General features: G+C 70.9%; 4 protein-coding genes. All 4 read left to right on the forward strand.

The features are described from left to right. The first annotated feature begins 18 nt into the window (after positions 1-18). On the forward strand, positions 19-624 hold the full coding sequence (locus BIV01_RS16720; protein WP_070416861.1) for a nucleotidyltransferase domain-containing protein: 606 nt from the start codon (positions 19-21) through the stop codon (positions 622-624). Continuing rightward, entirely contained in the window at positions 621-1043 is a 423-nt protein-coding gene (locus BIV01_RS16725) for a hypothetical protein (RefSeq protein ID WP_071303613.1), read from the forward strand. The genes BIV01_RS16720 and BIV01_RS16725 overlap by 4 nt, the downstream gene beginning before the upstream one ends. A gap of 21 nt (positions 1044-1064) precedes the next feature. Then, the gene (locus BIV01_RS16730) at positions 1065-1478 is read left to right on the forward strand and encodes a hypothetical protein (protein WP_070416859.1); all 414 of its coding nucleotides are present in this window, start codon (positions 1065-1067) and stop codon (positions 1476-1478) included. A 175-nt stretch (positions 1479-1653) separates the two neighbouring features. Beyond that, a partial coding sequence (locus tag BIV01_RS16735) for an ATP-binding cassette domain-containing protein (RefSeq protein ID WP_139199492.1) occupies positions 1654-1830 on the forward strand: 177 nt, incomplete at its 3' end.

The following is a 1830-nucleotide window of genomic DNA, read 5'->3' on the forward strand; positions in this document are numbered from 1 at the left end:
CGGTAGTTTTCTACCACTATGCAGCTCCAGCGCCCGTTCGCCTCCGTGACCACTGCGGTCGACGGTGACGTGCTGATGGTGCTCTCCCGAGCGGCCGGACCGATGACGATCGCGGACATCAGTCGGCTCGTGCCCGATCGCTCGTACGCCGGTGTGCGGAACAGCGCCGACCGGCTGACGGAACAGGGCATCGTCAACGGGTTCCGGACCGGACGGACGAAGGCGTTCGCGCTGAACCCCGACCACCTCGCCGCTGGTGCGGTCCGAGCGCTGGCGGACATGCGGCGCGAGCTCCTCGAGCGGCTCACCGTCGGGTGCGACGGCCTCCCACTCCGGTACGCGGCCGTGTTCGGCTCCGGTGCCCGGGGTGAGATGCGGCCGGACAGTGACCTCGACCTCTGCTTCGTCGTCATCGCCGGGCGTCGTCCCGAGGCGGAGGACGCCGTCCACGCGCTGTGCGAACGCGCGCAGAGGTGGACCGGGAACGTCGTGCGTCCCGTGGTCTTCGACGAGAGCGAGATCGACGCTGCGGATCCGCTCCTCGCGTCCGTCGCCAGGGACGGTGTTCCCATCGCAGGTGATGGTCGTTGGCTGTCCCGGAAGCTCCGTACGCTGGCCGGGTGACACCGCGTACCGGCACCACCGCGCAGGGCGACGAGTCGTTCCGCCGGGGCCGACTCGCGAAGGCCACCGAGTTCCTCGACGCTGCCGACACGCTGCGAGAGCTCGGGGGAGAGTCGGGGGTGCTCACCTCGACGTCGCCGTTCGCGAACGCCTTCGTCGTGCAGTGCGTGCTGAGCGGGATCGCCGCGGCGGACGCGATCTGCGTCGCGAGGACCGGCAGGTACTCGCGGACCGGTGCCCACGACGAGGCCGTTCCGGTGCTCCGAGCCGCGGCCGGGCAGGCGGTCGCGAAGCACCTCGAGGTACTCCTCGCCGTGAAGAACAAGGCCGAGTACAACGCGAAGTCCGTGAGTGACACGGACATCGTGCGCGCGGGGGCGGCGGCCGAGGCACTGGAGTCGGCGGCGCGCTCGGACTGAGCGGCCGCCTACACTGCCGACATGACCGAGGTCCCCGACGCCCGCTCCGACTGGGGCCGGTTCGCCCCCGACTCCGTCGAGCGGCGGATGCTCGACGACACCGGGACCGCACTCGGGCTCGTCCTCCGTCCCCGCACCGTCGTGCTCGACCGTGCCCGGGTCGAGGTCGAGGGCATCGACGCCGACGACCGCGTGGTGGTGCAGCTCGTGGCGAACCAGGGCGCCTACAAGCCGGCCTGGCGCAACAAGGTGATGGCCGACCTGTTCAAGCTGCTGTGGCTGCGGCAGTCCGTCCCCGGGGCCGAGCGGGCCGTCCTCGTCGTCGCCGAACCCGCTGCGCGGGCGCTCGCCGGGTGGGTCTCGGTGGCCGCCGAGGACCTCGGGATCGAGGTGCTCGTCTGGGACGGGCGGACGGCGGCGCCCTCGCAGCGCTGACCCCGTGCAGTCGTTCACACGTTCGCAACACATGTGGCCCGACTCCGTAACACGAGCGTCCTAACCTCATCACCAGCAGCGGATTTCCGCGTCGCAGACGAACCCGAGCTCGCGACGCACGCTCTCCGCCATACGAGACCGAGCCTGCGTGCTCGCCGACGGTATGGAGGAACGGATGACCACAGCAGCGGTCCGGGTGGACGCGGTGCGCAAGGTGTACGGCAGCGGTCCGAGCGCCATGGTGGCCCTCGACGACGTCGAGCTGACGATCGAGCCCGGGAAGTTCGTGTCGCTCATCGGCCCGAGCGGCTGCGGGAAGTCGACGCTGCTGCGGCTCGTCGCCGGCCTCGAG

The sequence above is a fragment of the Curtobacterium sp. MCBA15_013 genome, assembly GCF_001865095.1.
Taxonomy (GTDB): Bacteria; Actinomycetota; Actinomycetes; order Actinomycetales; family Microbacteriaceae; genus Curtobacterium.

Excerpts from the sequence above, each read along its gene's own strand:
- BIV01_RS16720 (WP_070416861.1), top strand. The coding sequence starts at position 19 with ATGCAGCTCCAGCGCCCGTTCGCCTCCGTGACCACTGCGGTCGACGGT.
- BIV01_RS16730 (WP_070416859.1), top strand. The coding sequence starts at position 1,065 with ATGACCGAGGTCCCCGACGCCCGCTCCGACTGGGGCCGGTTCGCCCCC.